The sequence below is a fragment of the Pseudomonas sp. SK2 genome (genome assembly GCF_016772395.1).
GTDB lineage: Bacteria > Pseudomonadota > Gammaproteobacteria > Pseudomonadales > Pseudomonadaceae > Aquipseudomonas > Aquipseudomonas taiwanensis.
Genome location: NZ_CP061944.1, coordinates 2,649,006 through 2,666,032, shown reverse-complemented (window position 1 = coordinate 2,666,032; position 17,027 = coordinate 2,649,006). Strand labels below are relative to the sequence as shown.

The 17,027-nt window shown below is 63.7% G+C and carries 13 protein-coding genes and 1 pseudogene; 3 read left to right on the top strand and 11 right to left on the bottom strand.

All coding sequences use genetic code 11. The features are described 5' to 3' along the window. Positions 1–30: 30 nt before the first annotated feature. Positions 31–1,017, top strand: a complete 987-nt coding sequence (locus IF103_RS11840; protein ID WP_202676140.1) for an SCO family protein — start codon at positions 31–33, stop codon at positions 1,015–1,017. Positions 1,018–1,098: 81 nt separating this feature from the next. Beyond that, entirely contained in the window at positions 1,099–3,429 is a 2,331-nt protein-coding gene (locus tag IF103_RS11835) for a putative bifunctional diguanylate cyclase/phosphodiesterase (protein WP_104883947.1), read from the top strand. Positions 3,430–3,536: 107 nt separating this feature from the next. Here the strand turns inward: IF103_RS11835 and IF103_RS24880 are convergent, their stop codons facing one another. Together IF103_RS24880 and IF103_RS24875 are read right to left on the bottom strand one after the other, a co-directional pair. After that, positions 3,537–4,646: an SMP-30/gluconolactonase/LRE family protein gene (locus IF103_RS24880; RefSeq protein WP_371919408.1), complete on the bottom strand. Its 1,110-nt coding sequence runs from the start codon at positions 4,644–4,646 to the stop codon at positions 3,537–3,539. 24 nt (positions 4,647–4,670) lie between these two features. Beyond that, a pseudogene (locus IF103_RS24875) lies at positions 4,671–5,261 on the bottom strand (SDR family NAD(P)-dependent oxidoreductase); the annotation flags it as partial. 175 nt (positions 5,262–5,436) lie between these two features. On the opposite strand from IF103_RS24875, the gene IF103_RS11825 reads away from it, so the two are divergent. After that, positions 5,437–6,408, top strand: coding sequence for a LysR family transcriptional regulator (locus tag IF103_RS11825; protein WP_104883948.1), 972 nt, complete (start codon positions 5,437–5,439; stop codon positions 6,406–6,408). On the opposite strand, the gene asnB is transcribed toward IF103_RS11825, so the two are convergent. From asnB to IF103_RS11780, 9 genes are all read right to left on the bottom strand, one after another. Then, positions 6,397–8,232, bottom strand: a complete 1,836-nt coding sequence (gene asnB, locus IF103_RS11820) for an asparagine synthase (glutamine-hydrolyzing) (protein ID WP_104883949.1) — start codon at positions 8,230–8,232, stop codon at positions 6,397–6,399. The two genes, IF103_RS11825 and asnB, sit on opposite strands and share 12 nt — an antisense overlap. A gap of 11 nt (positions 8,233–8,243) precedes the next feature. Continuing rightward, positions 8,244–9,629, bottom strand: coding sequence for an amidase family protein (locus IF103_RS11815; RefSeq protein ID WP_027906974.1), 1,386 nt, complete (start codon positions 9,627–9,629; stop codon positions 8,244–8,246). Then, the gene (locus IF103_RS11810) at positions 9,616–10,611 is read right to left on the bottom strand and encodes an acyl-CoA synthetase family protein (protein ID WP_023380526.1); all 996 of its coding nucleotides are present in this window, start codon (positions 10,609–10,611) and stop codon (positions 9,616–9,618) included. The genes IF103_RS11815 and IF103_RS11810 overlap by 14 nt, the downstream gene beginning before the upstream one ends. Beyond that, entirely contained in the window at positions 10,608–10,892 is a 285-nt protein-coding gene (locus IF103_RS11805; RefSeq protein WP_104883950.1) for an acyl carrier protein, read from the bottom strand. Before IF103_RS11805 ends, IF103_RS11810 begins: the two co-directional genes overlap by 4 nt. Beyond that, complete coding sequence (locus IF103_RS11800; protein WP_023380523.1) at positions 10,889–11,296, bottom strand: hypothetical protein; 408 nt, start codon at positions 11,294–11,296, stop codon at positions 10,889–10,891. The genes IF103_RS11805 and IF103_RS11800 overlap by 4 nt, the downstream gene beginning before the upstream one ends. Before the next feature lie 9 nt (positions 11,297–11,305). Beyond that, the gene (locus tag IF103_RS11795; RefSeq protein WP_104883951.1) at positions 11,306–13,021 is read right to left on the bottom strand and encodes a prenyltransferase/squalene oxidase repeat-containing protein; all 1,716 of its coding nucleotides are present in this window, start codon (positions 13,019–13,021) and stop codon (positions 11,306–11,308) included. Next, the gene (locus tag IF103_RS11790; RefSeq protein ID WP_023380520.1) at positions 13,018–14,334 is read right to left on the bottom strand and encodes an AMP-binding protein; all 1,317 of its coding nucleotides are present in this window, start codon (positions 14,332–14,334) and stop codon (positions 13,018–13,020) included. Before IF103_RS11790 ends, IF103_RS11795 begins: the two co-directional genes overlap by 4 nt. Before the next feature lie 299 nt (positions 14,335–14,633). Beyond that, entirely contained in the window at positions 14,634–15,788 is a 1,155-nt protein-coding gene (locus IF103_RS11785) for a glycerate kinase (RefSeq protein WP_104883952.1), read from the bottom strand. A gap of 118 nt (positions 15,789–15,906) precedes the next feature. Then, positions 15,907–17,004 (bottom strand): sugar diacid recognition domain-containing protein, encoded by a 1,098-nt coding sequence (locus IF103_RS11780; RefSeq protein ID WP_023380517.1) that lies wholly within the window; start codon positions 17,002–17,004, stop codon positions 15,907–15,909. Positions 17,005–17,027 lie beyond the last annotated feature (23 nt).

The window sequence follows — 17,027 nt, the reverse complement described above, 5'->3', positions numbered from 1 at the left end:
CTTCCTTTCCCACTGAAGAAGGGCTGCATCATGACAAGCTCATGGCGTGTACTCCTCGCACTTTCGCTGTTCGCCGCCAGCGTTCATTTCTGGCCCGTGCAACCTACCCGCCAGGCTCAAGCCCAAACCAGCACGCCATGGGGCGCCGACTACTTTCCCAATACCCTATTGGTGACCCAGGACGGCCAGGCCGTTCGCTTCTTCGACGACCTGATCAAGGACAAGGTGGTCGCCATCAATTTCATCTTCACCGGCTGCTCGGACTCCTGCCCCGTGGAAACCGCCAGGTTGCGCCAAGTACAGAAAATCCTTGGCGACCGGGTGGGTAAGGACATCTTCCTGTACTCCATCAGCATCGACCCTTACAACGACACCCCCGAGACGCTCAAGCGCTATGCCGAGAAGTTCGGTATCGGCCCCGGCTGGACCCTGCTAACCGGGCAACCCGAGGACATCGAAAGACTGCGCCGCAGCCTTGGCCTGTATATAGAAGGGCTGGAAAACGGTCGCTCCAAAGACCACAACCTGAGCCTGATCATTGGCAACCAGGCCACCGGCCGCTGGATGAAAGCCTCGCCCTTCGAAAGCCCCTACATCCTGGCCGACCGTCTGGGCAACAGCCTGCACAACTGGAAGCAGGCCAGCAGCATGCACAACGATTACGCCAATGCCCCGGCGGTTCGTCCGCCCAGCAGTGGTGAGCAGATATTCCGCACACGCTGCTCCTCCTGCCATTCGGTGGGCAATGCCGAACCCGGCGGCTTGCCCGGTATCGGGCCTGACCTGCTCGGCGTGACCCGCCAACGCGACCCGCGCTGGCTGGCCCGCTGGCTGAAAGAGCCCGACCGGATGCTCGCCGAAAAGGATCCTTTGGCCCTGCTCCTGTACGAGCAATACAACCGCCTGGCGATGCCCAACATGCGTCTTGGCGAGGCCGAGGTAGACGCGGTGCTGGCTTACCTGGAAGAAGAGACCGCGCGCGTTCAGTCGCCCCTCGCGGACAAGGGAAAGCCCTAGAGGCTAATAGCCACTAGTCATGAGCTTGTCATCTGACTGTCGTATTTTTCCGAGCTTCACCCAGGGTCGGGACTACCAGCAGTGATACGCCGTTCTCTCTCGTCAGCAGGCCTGTTGCGCCTGCTGATCCTGATGCTCTGTGCCGCTACACTGGCGTTCCTCTGGGGGCTGCATGTCAGCCAGAAAGCAGCCTCGCGCCAGGATGCGCTGTCAGCCAAGGCCGCCGAGCACCTGAACCTGGCCAGCATCGTCAGCGAAAGCCTGCGCCAGTTGGTTGACCGTGCCCAAGCGGTCGGCAGGGTTACCCAGGACGACATCAAAGCGCTGCGTCAAGGTAGCTTCAGCCTGGCGCGAATCCTCGCCGAAGACCCGGTGTTCAAACGCATGAGCCTTTACGACCGGCGCGGTCAGCTGTTGTCCTCCAGCCAGCCCGACGAGCCCCCTCAGTTGCCCGAGGACTGGCTGCAACAGCTCAAGGTCCATGTCGCCCAGTACGGATTCAAACCGTTTTTGCCGCGCATAACCCCAGGCACCGACCCCAACGGCATGCCCAACTGGCGCTTGCCCTTCCTGCTACCGCTGACCGACCTGCCCGGGCGCGAGATCGACAGCATCCTGGTGATTCACCTGGATATCGGCTACCTGGCGGTATTGTTCCAGCACATCGATTTGGGCAGCACCGGCCTGCTGCGCTTGCTCCAGGACGACGGACAAGAACGGTTGCGCATCGACACCAGCGGGTTGGTGATGGCCAACGATACACTGATGCCAGGCTTGCCGAAGACTGCCCAAGAGTCTGGCCAGTTGACTCAGTATGCCTTCGGCCACCCCTACCAGAGCCTGTACCGACGCGTCGCCGAGCGGGGTTTCAGCGTAGTGGTCACCCAGCGCGAGGATGAAATTCTCACGCCCTCGGCACAGGCCTATACGCGCCAGTTCTGGCTGAATATGAGTATGACCCTGATGATCCTCGCCGGCCTTGCCTGGAGCTTGCGCCTGCTGCGCAAGCGCCAAGAGGCATTCACCGCTCTGGAGCATGCCCAGCAGGTCAACCAGCAACTGATCGGCCGCCTTGAAGAGGAACACCGCCGCAGCAGCCATGCAGCGGCCACCGACCACCTCAGCGGCCTGCACAACCGCCGCCAGTTCGTCGAAGTGGCGAGCCAGGCCCTGACTCGCCAGCGCGGCAAGCGACGGCTGATGGCGATCCTGTTCATCGACATGGACCGCTTCAAGTCGATCAACGATTCGCTCGGGCACAAGATCGGCGACCTCTTGTTGCAGGCCGTGGCTGGGCGCATCCAGCGCCTGCTGGAGCCCGGGGATGAAGCCTCGCGATTCGGCGGCGACGAGTTCGTGGTGTTACTGGCGGGTGAACGCAGTGAAGAGCAGATCGACGCCTGGGTGCGCAGCCTGGTGCAGAAACTGTCGGCCACGTATGCCCTGGACGGCCAGGAGGTCAACACCAGCCCCAGTGTCGGGGTCAGCATCTGCCCGCGCGATGGCCAGGACATCGACAGCCTGATCCGCAGCGCCGACGCGGCGATGTATTCGGCCAAGCAGGCCGGACGCGCCCAGTACCGATTCTTCGACCCTTCGCTGAACCTCTCGGATATCCAGGCCTTCACCCTGGAGCAGGCGTTCGGCACAGCATTGGCCGGGCGCCAGTTCGTGCTGCACTACCAACCTCAAATTCGTCTCGATACACACCAGGTGCAGGGGTACGAAGCACTGGTACGTTGGGAGCACCCGGAATTCGGCCTGCTCTACCCGGACCGGTTCATCGGCGTGGCGGAGCGCAGCGGGTTCATCGTCGAACTGGGTTGGGAAGTGATTCGCCTGGCCTGCGAAGCATTGGCGCAATGGATGGTCCAGGGTCGCGATACGCGGCTTGCGGTGAACGTATCGGCGCTGCAATTGCGCCAGCCCGATTTCAGCTCACGCCTGCTGTCCAAGCTGCAGCGCTACGGCATTGCCCCGCAGCGGCTGGAACTGGAAATCACGGAAACCACCGTGCTTGATTCCGAAGGCACGGCAGTCGACCACCTGCACCGACTGCGCCGGGCGGGCCTGGGCATCAGCCTGGATGATTTCGGACGGGGTTATGCGGGCTTCGCCCACCTGCAGTCACTGCCCTTGAGCAAGCTCAAGATCGACCGCTCGTTGATCGCTCCATTGTCCAACAGCCACGATGACAGCCCGATCGTTTCCTCCACCATCATCCTCGCCAAGCGCCTGGGGCTCGAGGTGGTGGCCGAGGGCGTCGAGACCCGCGAACAGGTGGTGTGCCTTAAGCTTGCTGGCTGCGACATCGCCCAGGGCTATCACTTCAGTCGACCGTTGTCGCCGACGCAGTTGCGCGTATACCCGCCGTTCAATGGCCGGGAGGAAAAGACGCTGCAGTACCTGTAAGCAAGCTTGGGCTGGCCTCATCGCTGGCAAGCCAGCACCTACAAGTACCGCGCACGAGCGCCCTTGTGCCGCGAAAGGGCCACCTACGCTGCACGAATTCGGCCACCTCATTCCGTGAACGTGAAACGACGGATGCCCCCGACTTCCGGTCGGATTGCATAAAGGTCACCGGCATCGGGGTAATGCCGCAGCTCGGCCGGGGTCATGCCGAACCGTGCGGTGGTGATGTACAGGGTGTCCAGGTCTTCCCCGCCGAAGCAGCAACTGGTCGGACGCGGCACCGGCATGCTGACCTGATCGGTCAGGTAACCGTCGCGGTCATAGTGCAGCAGGCAACTGCCATTGAACTGGCACACCCACAAGCCGCCTTCACGGTCCAGCGCGATGCCATCCGGACGCCCCAGCTCGGCAGGCGTTTCGGCGAACAACGTGTACTGACCAAGGCGGCCCTCGCGCATGTACTCGGCACGGTAAATGGCCCGGGCAGCCGAGTCCACGAAATACACCGTGCGGCCATCTTCCGACCAGGCCAGGCCGTTGGGCAGCGCCAAGCCATCGAGCAGGATCTGCGCGCTGAGCTGTTGGTCGAAACGGTACAGCACGCCGGTCTTGCCGCTCGGGCCTTCATCCATCAATCCGGTGACGAAACGCCCCTGCGGGTCGCAGGCACCATCGTTGAAACGGTAGCTTGGACGATGATGCACGGGGCTGGAATACCGCCGCACCTTGCGCTCGGCCACATCCAGGATGGCCACGCTGGCATCCTCGGTGAAGATCAGGTTGTCCTGGTCGGTCAACGACAGCGCGCCGATGCGTGCCGCCGATTCGTAGAGCCGTTCCACTTCGCCGTCACGGGTCAGCCGGTTGATGCAGCCGTCGGAAATGTCGACATAGTACAAGGCACCGCTTTGCGCATCCCAGACCGGGCTTTCGCCGAGGTCTGCACGGGTGTTGGCGACCTTGACCGGCAGGTAGTGGCACTCCTTGATGCGACTCCAGCGCTCGGCCACTTCCGCCAGGCTGGCAGCCTCGACCCGCGCCAGGTCCCTGGGGTAGCTGACACCGCTGTTCTCGCTGAATCGCGTTGCTGTGAACTGGCCGTTGCTGGCCCTAAGGATGTAGCCGGTATCGCGGCACAGATCACTGGCCAGGTAGAGCACGCCTGGGGTAACCCATTCGGGCTTGAGTTCTTCCGGTGGCTGCGTTACGCCCCACATGCGGGTCTTGGCCACCGGAGACACCGCGTTGACCAGAATACCGTGCTCCAGGCCTTCCATGCTCAAAGCGTTCATGATGCCAATCTGGGCCATCTTGCCCGCCGAGTACGCCACCAGGCCCGGCTGGGCATAGCGTTGGTACATGGCGCGGTCCGAGGTGGTCAGCACCACCCGCGGTGCGTGGGAGCGCTTGAGGTACTTCCAGGCATGCTTGGCCAGCCAGACGGGCGCATGCACGCTGATGCCCAGCGCACGTTGCAGAAACGCTTCTTCCTGAACTTCTATACCCTGGTAGTCAACCCAGCCAGCATTGTGGATGAGGATGTCCAGCCCGCCGAAATGCTCGATGGCCAGTTCCACCAATTGCTGACATTCAGATTCGCTTTCCAGGTGCCCGACATGGGCGACGGCCTGGTGTCCTGCCGCTTGCAGGGCTTCGAGCGCCCGCTTGACGGCTGTCAGGTCTTGTCCGCAACCTGAACGGTCGGTGCCAAGGTCGCTGATCACCACCCGTGCGCCGCACTCGGCCAGGGCCTTGGCATAGGCCAGGCCCAACCCCTGGGCTGCGCCGGTGATGATGGCGACTTTATTCTTGAATGGGTCTGTGAACGGCATAATCGCGCCCTTTCGATGCTCCTTTTTACGATAACAATAAAAAAATCAATGACTTAATATTAAAAGCATGCAACTTTGATATCTGCGAGATATCACGCCGAGCTATGATTGCCGCCTCGCAGGGTTGGGGGTGCAGCCCCGCTGGCACCAGTTCGGCTCGATGAAGGAACGGAGAATGATCGAGACACGTTTGCTCAGGCAGTTCATTGCCGTGGCTGAGGAGTTGCACTTTCACAAAGCAGCCATCCGCCTGCACATGGCGCAACCACCCCTGAGCCAGGCGATCAACAGACTTGAGGAAAAACTGGGCTTCAGCCTGTTCCTGCGCAACAAGCGCGGGGTCAAGCTCACCGCAGCGGGCATGGCCTTCCTGGAAACGGCCTACCGCACGCTCAAGGAACTGGAACAAGGCATCGAGTACGCCCGTAATGTCTCCGAAGGCATCTGCGGCAAGCTGACCATCACCGCCATTTCCATCGCCTACTACGAGTCCTTGCTCAGTACGCTGCGACGATTCCGCGAAACGTACCCCAACGTGCGCCTGACCATTCGCGAGATGCCTTCGGCCTCCCAGGCCAAGGCACTGATGGCTGGCGAAGCCGACATCGGCTTCATGCGCAAGCTCCCCATGCCGCCCGACACCATCGAGTCACGCCTGCTGCTGAACGAGCAGATCGTGATGGCCTTGCCGGCCAGTCACCCACGGGTGACGCAGCCGGTGGTCGACCTGCGCGACTTCGCCGAAGACGACTTCGTGTTCACCCCACAGGCCCTGGGCAGCGGCTATCACAGTCAGTTGATCGCCCTGTGCGAATCGGCGGGTTTCTATCCGAAAATCGTCCAGGAAGCTGCGCAGATCCATACCCTGATCGGCCTGGTAGCCTGTGGTTTCGGTGTAGCCCTGGTACCCGAATCCATTGCCTATTCGACCTTGCGCGACCGCGTGCAATTCCGGCCGATCCGCCCGATCAAGGACCAGCCCGTTCCGACCATGGGCCTGTACATGAACTGGAACATCCAGAACGCCTCCCCCGCCCTGGGCAGTTTTATTTCCATGCTCGATGTCGGCGCGCCACGGCGCTTCAGCGACACCATCCAGAACCCGATCATCCTGGATGGCATCGACCAGCGCGAACTACACCGTTAACCCGTACTCACGCAACCAGGTGTCCAGTGCCAACGCCGTTTCCAGGTTGTTGCGACGCAGCTGCGAGTTGAAATAGCCCTGGGGCTGCTGCAGCTCGCAAGCCAGGCGACGGTGGTCGATGATCTGGAAAACCGGGCTGGCGACGTCGCTCAGCAGTTGCCGTGAGCGCTCCCGCAGGAAGCGCTCGTAGGCCAGGTTCGCCGAGGTCGGGTACGGGCTCTTGCGTCGGGCCAGCACCGATGGCGGCAACAGATCGGCACCGGCCTGCTTGAGCAGCCACTTCTCTTCACCGCCATGGCCCTTGATCGACCAGGGTACGTTGTACACGTATTCCACCAGGGCATGGTCGGTGAACGGCACACGCACTTCCAGGCTTGCCGCCATGCTCAGGCGGTCCTTGCGGTCGAGCAGAGTCGGCAGCCAGTGGTGCAGGTGCAGGTGGCAGATCTCGCGCATGCGCCGCTCGTGCGGCGTATCCGCTGTCAGGTGCTCGACCGCCTCCAGCGCCTGGCGGTATACGTTGTCCTGATGTTCAGCGAAGTTGCACAAGCGGTCGAACTCCGGATTGATCAGCTCCGCTTGCAGTAACTGCATGCGTGACAGCCACGGCAAGCGCGGCGCGGCAATGGCCTGGGGGTCTCGGAACCAGGCGTAACCACCGAATACTTCGTCTGCGGCTTCACCGGAAATGGCCACTGTGGAGTGCTCACGAATCGCCTTGAACAGCAGGTACAGCGAGGTGTCGACGTCGCCGAACGTGGCGGCCGAATCGTTGGCGCGGTACACCGCCAGACGTGCTTGCTCGGCGACCAGTTGGCGGTTGTCGATCAGGATGGTCTGGTGCCGGCTGCCGATGTGCTCAGCGGCAGCCAACGCGTAGGGCTGGTCGCGCTCGGGACGAAACGCATCGGCCTGGAACTGTTCGGCCTGGCCGACGAAATCCACCGAGAACGAATTGACCTTACCGCCCTGCTCTGCCCAAAGGCGCTGCTGAGCCAGGGCGGTGAGCAGCGTGGAATCCAGCCCACCGGACAGCAGGGAGCACACCGGGACGTCCGCGTGCAATTGTTCGCCCAAGGCGTTTGCCAGCAGCTCGCGGGTGCGTTCGACGGTGGTCGACACGTCGTCCTGGTGCTCGCGTCGCTGCAATTGCCAATAGCGGCAGACCTTCATCTGCCCGTTGGGCCGCCAGGACAACCGGTGCCCCGGCGGCAGTTCGACGATACCGCGCAAGGCCGTGCGGGGCGTGCCACGGGCCAGGCTTAGGGCGTCCACCAGGCCGACCACATCCAGCGCGCGTTCGAACGCCGGATGGGCAAGGATCGCCTTGCTCTCGGAGCCGAACAGCAGGCCTTGATGGTGGTGCGCGTAGTACAGCGGCTTGACACCCAGCCGGTCACGTACCAGCAGGCAGTGGCCGTCGCGCTCGTCGAACAGGGCGAAAGCGAACATCCCGCTGAAGTACTCGCAGCAGCGCTCGCCCCACTCCAGGTACGCGTGTAGCACCACTTCGGTGTCGCTGCGTGTGACGAAGACATGACCCGCCCTGCGCAGACGGTCCCGCAGCGCGTCATGGTTATAGACCTCGCCGGTGTATACCAACGCCACCTCCTGGCCGTTGGCGAAGCGGTAGGTCATCGGTTGCACACCGCCGCTCAGGTCGATGATCGCCAGCCGACGATGGCCCAGCAGCGCATGGCGGTGTTGCCAGTGGCCACTGGCGTCCGGCCCCCGCAACGCCAGGGTTTCGGTCATGGCGCCAAGGACGCAGGTTTGATGTGTCAGGTCGCGGGTGTAGTCCACCCAGCCTGTGATTCCACACATAGGCGAACTCCTTACACCACGGGACGACGGGTAGGTAGTGCGCCCACCAGCGCTTGCAGGCGCTTGGCGATATCCACCAACTGCCGCTCGCTATCGCGCCGGCCCATGATCTGCACGGCCAGCGGCGCCTTGCCGTCGGCGCTGACGCAGATCGGCACAGTGATCGCGGGAAGCCCACTGAAGCTGGCCAGCGGGGTGAAACCGATTTTCTGTGCGTAACCCTCATCGGCCGGCGATGGAATGGTCGAGTCGCCCGGCTGAGGGTTACGGCGGTCGAAGGGCCGGTTCGGATCCATGGGAAAGATCACGAAGTCCACCTTGGCGTTGTCGAACCAGGGGCCAATACCAGCGCGCACCTGGTCCATGTGCTGGTGAATCCGCTGGTAGTCGCTGTCACTGACCCCAGCCCCGACCGCCAGGGCGCTGTTGGTCGACCAGTGCAGTTCGCAATCGAATTGGCGTGCCCAGGCCGCCGAGGCCAACCAGGCGTCACGCGCGCACAACTGCCAGGCATCACCCCGTCGGGCCCACAGTTCAGGCATGGACACCTCGCAAGGTGGCATGCCCAGGTCGGCCAATGCGCTGCACGCCTTGGCCAGCATCTCGAGCATCGCCGTGCTGGTCAGCGCCGGGTCCAGGGCGTGCTCCAGCACACCGATGCGGTAGCGGGGCTTGACGGGCAGTTGCTCGCCCAGCAGAGGCTCCAGGCCCAGCAACGGGAACAGCAGGTCCAGGTCATCGGCGCTGCGGGTGACCCATCCCAGGGCATCCATGCGCGGCGACAACGGGAACACCCCGCCAAGGCTTTCGGCCTTCTGCGTCATGCGTAAGCCGATCATGCCGCAATGGGACGCGGGCCAGCGCACCGAACCAAGCACATCGGTGCCCAGCGAGATGTCGCACAATCGAGCAGCGACCGAGACCGCGGAACCGGTGCTCGATCCGGACGGATCGATCGTCGGGAAATGCGGATTGCGACAACCCGCGCCGAAGCCGATGTTGAGCTCGGTGGTGGCGACCTTGCTGGTCAGTGCGATGCGGGGGTCGAGGGACACCAGGGCCTGAGCGGTGCGCTTGGGGTAGTGCCGGTAGCTGCGCAGGCCAAGGCGGGTCGGCAGCCCGGCGACGTCCACGGTGTCCTTCACACCCAGGCGGAACCAGGGGGCAATGACCGCTCGCGTGCTGGTCAGGCAGCGGTAATCGCTGTCGGCATGTGTACACCACTGTTCATATTGCGCAGCCCAATCGGCGGCCAGCGCCGGGTTGCGCTCCAGCAGTTCGAGCCGCTTGCGCAGGCTCAGCGCCAGGTACTCCGGCTGCTCGCGGCCGATAGCGGCATCGGCGCCGCAGTGATTGAAGTAATGGGCGATGGTGTCTTGGGTATTAGCGTGGGTCATGCTTGCATTCCTTGACAGAAGATGAGGCGGCCCATACCTGGGGCTTGCCGGTGGCGGACAGGGGGAGATCGACGACACGACGTACGGCGGCCGGTCGTGGGTGGCCGGGGGCCAGGTGATCGAAGGCGTTCAGCACCGCCTGCTCGGTGAGCGTGCCGGAGCTGTACAGCACCTCGAAGGTTTCGGCGCGCAGTGCATCGCGCCGCGGTACGCAGGCCAAGGCCGGGCACTCCAGGCGCTGGCTGAGGTCGCTGGCCAGGCTGGCCAGGTCCAGACGCAGACCGTTGACCTTGATCAGGCTGCTGGCGCGACCGACCCACAGCAGCCGCCGGGCATCCAGTGGCTGGACCAGGTCATCGCAACGATGTCGGGCGGCGGCTGCATCGGCGCCGTGCGCTCGCGCGATGCGCGAGCTGCCGACCTCCAATGGGCCGACCTCGCCTATCTGGCTGAACAATGTGACATCGTCCAACAGCGTCCACGGTTGCGCTGGCGTGCTAGTCCCCTGCAACTCGCGGTAGGCCATGGCACCGGTTTCGGTAGAGCCCAACAACTCGACGAAGCCGACCTGCGGCCCCGCAAAGCGATGCACCGTGGCCAGCGCGCCTGGAGGCAGTACAGAAGCGCTGTGCACCACCAGCACCTGGCGTCGGTCGGCCAGTTGCTTGAGCAACATCGGCAACACCCGCCAAGTGCTGGCAATGGCGAGGATCACGCACGCGCCTTCACCCTCGAGCGTCGGCAACTGCTGGCGCTCGAGCGAGCAGACTTGCAAGCGTGCGTTCATCACCTGGGCGCCAACCTGGCCGAGGATCATGCCGTAGCTGTGGCGGGTCGGCGCGAAGGAGATGATCTCGCCAACGGCTGGCGACCACTTGCCGTAGATCAGCGCCGCTTCACTGACCATCTGCGCCTGGCTACGTAGCCACTGACGGGGGGCGGCGGTTGTGCCGGAGGTCGTGAACAGGTGGTCGGCGCTCATTGGACGGCCTGCAAGGTCAACTGGTCTTCGAGTTTCTGGCCGATGAACTGGTCCATCTTTTCCAGGGTTTCGAACCAGAAGCGAATATCGTCGCTGAGGTAATCCACTTCGAAGCCAAAACTAGCCTCGATGACGGTAACGACCTCGACCGCCATCAGGCTGTCGAAACGCTCGCCGAGAAACTCGCGGAAGCTATCGCGCATACCGATCAGTTCGACTTCCGGGCCGAGCAATTGCGCAAGGGCCTGGCGAATGCGGTGTTCATGGGTGTGGTGTGTCACGAGACTGTGCTTCCTTGTCGGTGGTCGGCATTGATCAGTTCCGGGCCAGCGCTGTAGTACACCTGCGCGGGCTCGATCAGGTTGATGTGGATGTAGATGAAGGCGCTCGGGTACACACTGCGCAGACAGCTGTGCAGCCCCTGAGCCAACCGCTGTTGTTGCTGCAGGTCGCGCTCGACCGACAGCGTGATACGCAGGTGAAACTGCAAAGGCGCCCCGTGCTGATCGGCACTGGGCAACGGCATGCCCGCACTGAAGGCATGGCCCGGGGGCAACGTTTCGAACAACACCAGGCAATGCGCCGGGTCAGCCCCGAGCTGCTTGAGCTGCCGGGTACACGCCAGGGCCACACGCTTGCGTTCCACAGGTTGCAGCGCAGCGCTCGATACGGTGATGGTTGGCATCGCCGCACCTCACGACAAATACAGGTTGGGTAGGCGCTGGCGCTTGCCCTCGGCAAAGGCTTCCAGCAGCCGCCCCAGGCAGGTCGACAGCGCGTCATGCCCAGGCAGGTACAGCGGCGACCAGGCATAGCCCTGCTCGCTGCGTATCTTGCCGAGGAAAAAGCGCAGGTGCGCAAGGTCGCACGTAATGTCCAGATCGCTCATCAGCGCCATAGCCTGGTAAGTGCTGAGCAAGTCCGGAATGCGCCGGCCCTGGTTGGCGAAGCCGCCCTGGGGTACCTTGTGTGCCTCCAGCAATGGCATGACCGCTTGCCTGACATCCTGGCCAATGAACGCCAGGCAACCGAGCGCCTGCAGCGAAGCGCGCAAGGTGGCCTGCCCGCGCGGGTAGGTTGCGTGGCCGCCGGACTGCCGGCAGCTGGCCACGAACGCCTCCAACTGCGCCAGATCGACGCCTGCGTCGTCGTTCAGCTGCCGCAGTACCGCCACCGCCGATGCGGTGGAGACCATGTCCGAGCCTCGCCCCTCCCAGAAACCGAAGCCGCCGTCAGGGTTCTGCAGCGTGGCCAGCCATTGGCCGATGGCCCCGCGCGATGCCGGCAAGTCAGCGAACGCGCCAGCCGCCAGGGCCCAGTTGCTGCAACGCACTTCGGCACCCCGTCCGGGCATGTACATCACCCCCGGCTCGTTGGGCATCTGGCAGCCTTCGATCCAGCGCAGCGCCTCCGCTTGCCGTGCAGGCGGCAAGACGCCGCCGAGTATGGCCGCCGCGGTGGTCAGCACATCCGCGGCATCGTCCTGACGGCGGTAGGTGTAGCCGCCTTCAGGCACGGCCAGGCTGGCAATGAACCTGGCCACGTCGTCTGCAAGGTGTCCCAAGGGTTCATTCAGGGCCTTGAGCGTGCCCACGGCGCAGAACGCCGCCCAGACATCCTCGCCGTCGTAACCAGACCAGCGCACGAAAGCACCCGTCGGGCCTACCAGGGACGCGATCCAGGCAATGCATTCGCTGCGACCCAAGGGCTCGGCCTGCAATACCGCAAGGCTGGCTGTGGCACGGTAGGTCGCCCACAGGCACGGCACGTCGGCGGCCTCGCTGAAGCGAAACCCGCCGCTATCCGTCTGCTGGGCTTGCAACCAGCCAATCAACTTGTCGATGTTCCAATCAGGTGCTGGCAACCCTTGGCTTGCCAGGGCGCGTGCCGCCATCACCCCGTAAAAGCAGGCCCGCGTATCGGCGTGGTTGCGTTGGGCGAAATCGGCGGACCAGCTCAAACCACCATTGGCGCACTGCAAACCGCCCAGCCAGGTGTACAGCGCCTGCACCTCGGCCACCTTGCCTGCACAGACCTCGATCAAGGTGCGCAAGGCGTAATGCGTGGCCCAAACGTCTGCGGTCTGTCCTGGGCACATGGCGTAGGCCTCGCCGTCGAACAGGCTGTGAAGCCAGTGGGCGGTTTCCTCGGATCGGTCAACGGCGATGCCCAGGTCCTGGAGTGTCTGGGTGCAATAGAAAGTGGCCCATGCATCGGACGGCATGCCTTTGCTCCAGGCAAAGCCGCCATCGCGGTTGCGCCGGGACTGGATGTAGCGCTGCAGGGCGAGGCTGTCCACGGCGTCCAACCGCTCGACCCAGGCGAGGCTGCGAATGGCTGCGTAGGTGCACCACAGGTCCGGCTGACCGTTGGCCAGCCCATGCCCTTCGGGGAACCGTGGCCCGATCATGGCTGGCCTCCGACGAAGCGCAGGTTGGTCTTCTTCCAACTCTTTTGCGATGCGCCGCTCTTGTTCACGGCCGACAGGTTGTTGACGAACAACACCCGGCTCCAACGCAACCCCATGCGCTGCTGCGAGCGCACCAGCAACTGAGCCTGCAGGTGTTGTTCCGCGCCGCTGTCCCAGTCCACGTCACGTTCCAGGATCAGCGCGGCGCTATCGGCCTGGCGGTCGATTTCGATGACATAGCCGGTGGCATTGCAAGTGCCGTACACCACCTCTTCGACCGCGCGGATATCCAGGTCGGCACCAGCCACCACCACGGTGTCGCTGTCCCGGCCGTTGACCAGCACGCTCGGGCTGGCCTGGCCCGGTATCCATGGCGCGGTGATGGTGACGCTGTCGCCGGTGTCCAGACGCAACAGTGGGCGGGCGAACAGGTTGAGCGGCGTGACCACCAAGCGCCCGGTCAGGCCTTCGGCCGGCGTCACCAGTTGCCCGTCGGGCAGCAGCAGTTCGAAATAGTTGGTCGCCGTCGCCAGGCGCATCTGCTGATCTTCGCCCACCACTGCCAGCGTCCCAGTTTCGGTACTGCCATAACTGGCGTCGAACACATCGCAGCGCCATTCACGGGCCAGGCGTTCGCGCAATGGCCTGGTATTGACCTCACCCAGCAGCATGACCGTGCGCACCGACTCAGCGAAACCCTCCAGCAGCCCGCGCTGCTTCAGAAAGCGTGTCAGTTGCACCAGCACGCCCGGAGCAATGAACATCACCGTCGGGCGATAGCTGGCGAATGTCTTGCACACCCGCTCCCAGTCGGTGATCCCGGTGGTGAAGGGGTAAAGCCGTACATGGGAAACGTCCAGGTACTCACAGACATGGGCAATCAAGTCGCCTACCGGGACGATATCCGACGGCATCAGGCTGGCGACCCGCGTGCCGGGCTGCAGCACCGCGCGCCAGTGCCCGGCGACGCTGACGGCGTTCCAGATGATGTCCTGTTTCAGACGTGGGGTGGGTGTCGGCTCACCGGTGGTGCCAGTGGTGGCGTAGTACTTGGCGGCCTCGCTGAGTGCCACCGTGCAGAATTGAAGCGGTTGGCTTTTGAGCAAGGCTTTTGGGGTCGGCGGCAGTTGCTGGAACGCCGAGAATTGGTAGTGGCCGATGTTCGCGTACTGGGCACTCTGGCGCGCCCTGGTCCATGCGGCTTGCAATTTACGCTCATAAAAACCGGCGTCGGGAATGCGCCCGATGTGCACCTGAAGTTCGCGTTCTGCGTCCTTCAGTACGCCGTAATCCTTGTCGCTGTGAACTAGCATCGACTCGCCCTCTGGAAAAAACAGGGGCGAGAATTGGCGAGCGCGGAGGGTAAGTAAAATACTTAATTCAACAGTGCGGTGAGCGCTGAAAAGTATCAAAGCGGGTCAAATAGTGGGCTTTTGCGCACCAAACGGTGCCTTTTGCTGATGGACAAAGGCCGTTTGGCCCCCGATTTCCGGAGGGATATCAGTCAGAGATGATTTAAGTATTTCTGGGGTCGTTGTGAGAGCGGCCTCGCGCGCAGCGCCAGGCCGTTCCAACAGAAAAACAGCGCAGTGGCTCGGATCAGGGGTGTTGCTTATGCCGAGGGGGCAACCGCTTGACGGGCGATACGCCACAGCCGGGCGATATCACGTGCTCTGGCATGCAGTAGCGCCGGGGCGTTGGCACAGGCATGCTCCAGGCTCATCGGCCCGTTGGCCAGGGCGAATGCAGCGTCGATACCGTGGACATACAGCTGCTGATAGCCTTCACCCAAGGTCCCAGCCAGCACCACCACCGGCACACCGTGGCGTTTGGCGACCCGAGCGACGCCCATCGGCGTCTTGCCGCGCAGCGTCTGGGCGTCGAAACGCCCTTCGCCTGTAATGACCAGGTCAGCGCCCTGCACCAAAGCGTCCAGACCCGCCAGGTCGGCTACCACCTCCACGCCAGGGCAAAACCGCGCCCCCATGAAGGCCTTGGCCGCAAAGCCCATACCGCCAGCGGCGCCGCAGCCTGGAAGATCACGCACATCCTCACCCAGCAACCGCGAACAGTGGTCGGCAAAATGGCCCAGCGCCAGATCCAGCGCCTGCACCTGCTCCGGGCTTGCGCCTTTCTGCGGGCCGAAGATCGCCGAAGCCCCATTGGGCCCACACAGGGGGTTGTCGACGTCGGCGGCCACTTCGACCTGTACGTCCAGCAGGCGCAGGTCGAGACCACTGGCATCGATACGCGCCAGCCTGGAAAGGGCCAAGCCGCCCTCCTCCAGCGCCTGGCCGTCGGCGTCCAGCAAACGCAAGCCCAGTGCCCTCAACATGCCGCTGCCACCGTCGTTGGTAGCGCTGCCACCAATCGCCAGGACAATCCGCTGGGCACCGGCTGCCAGGGCAGCGGCAACCAGCTCGCCGGTACCCCAAGTGCTAGTGCGGCAGGCATCGCGCTGGCCGGGCGGGACCAGTTGCAAGCCACTGGCCTGGGCCATCTCGATAATTGCCGTGCGGCTGTCGGCCAACCACCCCCAACCGGCTTCCACAGGTTCCCCCAGGGGGCCGCGCACGCGCTGGCGACGAAGCTCGCCATGGCTGGCCGCCAGGATCGCCTCCATGGTGCCCTCGCCACCGTCCGCCATCGGGCACTGAACCAGCGCGGCATGCGGCCATACCTCGGCCAGGCCACCGGCGATGGCACGGGCGACGCCAGCCGCGTCGAGGCTGTCCTTGAACGAGTCGGGGGCGATGACGATCTTCATGGGGATTCTCCTGTCCAGATGACCGGCATGCTGACAGGTGGCCGCCTGGCTGGCCTCGGTCGAATGCACAACACGTTCGCAGGGATGATTGGGCAAATGCCTGCCCCTGGAGGCCAGGTCAATCCGCGGGCAGCAATTGCAACCCCAGGTACAGGCTTAGCATGCCTTCCAGTCGCAAGGGATCGACCTCACTCAGCTCTGCAATGCGCTCCAGCCGGTAGCGCAGACTGTTACGGTGGATACCCAGTGCGTCGGCGCAGGCCTGGCTCTGCCCATCATGCGCACACCATGCCCGCAACGTGGCGAGCAGTTGACCACTGACATCCTTGGCCCGTATGCGCTGCAAAGGTTCCAGCAGCTCATCCAGCGCATCGTCGTTGCGATGTCGCCAAAGCAGAGCCGGAAGCCGGTAGCGCGCCAGGCTAAGCAGTGGCTCATTGGGCAAGACTTCGCGTCCATAGGCCAGCAGGTCCCGCACGCGGCGGTAGCCCCGGCGCAACTGGTCGAGGCTGTGCGCCACGGTACCCAGCGCCATCCGCTCGACCTCCCAGCCATGGCGCTGCAAACGCTCCAGCAGCCTGGATTCGTCCACAACCACGCCAGCGGGGCGGCACCACAGCAAGGACTGGCGCGCGGGGCTTACGCACCAGCTGTCCGGGTAGCGGCTCATCAGCCAGGCCGAGAGTGCCTCCGAAGGCGGGCCTGACTTGAGTTCGAACAGGTAGGGTATGCGCGGCAACTGTGGCTTGAGCCCCAACTGCTGTGCTTCGTCCAGAAGCCGTGGCGAGTCACCGGTGCCGCCCAGCAGCAGCGCCAGCAAGTCATCGCAGCGCTGGCGCCGCCATTGCTGCTCCACCTGCTGGTGCCGCTGGGCCAGCAGCATTTCGGCGGTCATCCGCACCAGTTCGCCATAGGTGCGCAACTGCCGTGGGTCACCCGTAAGCCCCAATACGCCGATCAGCCGCCCATCGAGCATCAGTGGCAGGTTCACCCCGGGCTGCACACCCTTCAGGCATTTGGCCGCATCCACGTCCAACTCCACGATCCGCCCGTTGGCCAATACCAGCTGGGCCCCTTCGTGACGGGTATTGATGCGCTCAGACTCGCCACTGCCCAGGATCAACCCCTGACTGTCCATGACGTTGACGTTGCAGGGCAAAATCGCCATCGCCCGGTCGACGATATCCTGAGCCAAGTCGTGGTCCAGTTCGAACATTCCAGCTCCTCAGCAGGTTAGGC

What these genes read in the sequence shown, in the direction of transcription:
- IF103_RS11840 (WP_202676140.1), top strand. Translation starts at nt 31, where the DNA reads ATGACAAGCTCATGGCGTGTACTCCTCGCACTTTCGCTGTTCGCCGCC.
- IF103_RS24880 (WP_371919408.1), bottom strand. Translation starts at nt 4,646, where the DNA reads ATGTGGGGCGTAACGCAGCCACCGGAAGAACTCAAGCCCGAATGGGTT.
- IF103_RS11825 (WP_104883948.1), top strand. Translation starts at nt 5,437, where the DNA reads ATGATCGAGACACGTTTGCTCAGGCAGTTCATTGCCGTGGCTGAGGAG.
- asnB (WP_104883949.1), bottom strand. Translation starts at nt 8,232, where the DNA reads ATGTGTGGAATCACAGGCTGGGTGGACTACACCCGCGACCTGACACAT.
- IF103_RS11815 (WP_027906974.1), bottom strand. Translation starts at nt 9,629, where the DNA reads ATGACCCACGCTAATACCCAAGACACCATCGCCCATTACTTCAATCAC.
- IF103_RS11810 (WP_023380526.1), bottom strand. Translation starts at nt 10,611, where the DNA reads ATGAGCGCCGACCACCTGTTCACGACCTCCGGCACAACCGCCGCCCCC.
- IF103_RS11800 (WP_023380523.1), bottom strand. Translation starts at nt 11,296, where the DNA reads ATGCCAACCATCACCGTATCGAGCGCTGCGCTGCAACCTGTGGAACGC.
- IF103_RS11795 (WP_104883951.1), bottom strand. Translation starts at nt 13,021, where the DNA reads ATGATCGGGCCACGGTTCCCCGAAGGGCATGGGCTGGCCAACGGTCAG.
- IF103_RS11790 (WP_023380520.1), bottom strand. Translation starts at nt 14,334, where the DNA reads ATGCTAGTTCACAGCGACAAGGATTACGGCGTACTGAAGGACGCAGAA.
- IF103_RS11785 (WP_104883952.1), bottom strand. Translation starts at nt 15,788, where the DNA reads ATGAAGATCGTCATCGCCCCCGACTCGTTCAAGGACAGCCTCGACGCG.
- IF103_RS11780 (WP_023380517.1), bottom strand. Translation starts at nt 17,004, where the DNA reads ATGTTCGAACTGGACCACGACTTGGCTCAGGATATCGTCGACCGGGCG.